1 pseudogene is annotated in these 389 nt (G+C 70.7%); it reads left to right on the forward strand.

The features are described from left to right. Positions 1-389: pseudogene (locus tag CQ14_RS46850) on the forward strand (hypothetical protein); the annotation flags it as partial.

Raw genomic sequence — 389 nt, forward strand, 5'->3', positions numbered from 1 at the left:
AGCTTCATTGCCGCCGCGCGCCGCGCCGCGCAGGCCGCTGCCGCGGCGCCCGCGCCCGAGAAACCCGGACGTTCGGCTGCGAAAGCCGCAGCGAAGGACAAGGGCGGCGAGAAAGCCAAGGCCGACGACAAGATCGCCTCGACAATGTCCTCCAAGATCCGCTCGCTGCTGGTCGGCGCGAGCGTGGTCGTGATCGTGCTCGGCACCTTCAAGATGGCGATGACGCTGCTCGATACCGGCAGCGTGCTGCAACTGCCGATGATGGAGCAGTCCGGCGAGCCGGCGCCGCCGGCCCAGGCCCCGGCACCTTCGGAAAGCAGCGTCAGGCCCGCGCCGGCCATGCCCGCGGCACCCGCGCCCTCGATGATTTCGCCGACGCCGGTCGAGAA

Source organism: Bradyrhizobium lablabi (genome assembly GCF_001440475.1).
GTDB lineage: Bacteria > Pseudomonadota > Alphaproteobacteria > Rhizobiales > Xanthobacteraceae > Bradyrhizobium > Bradyrhizobium lablabi.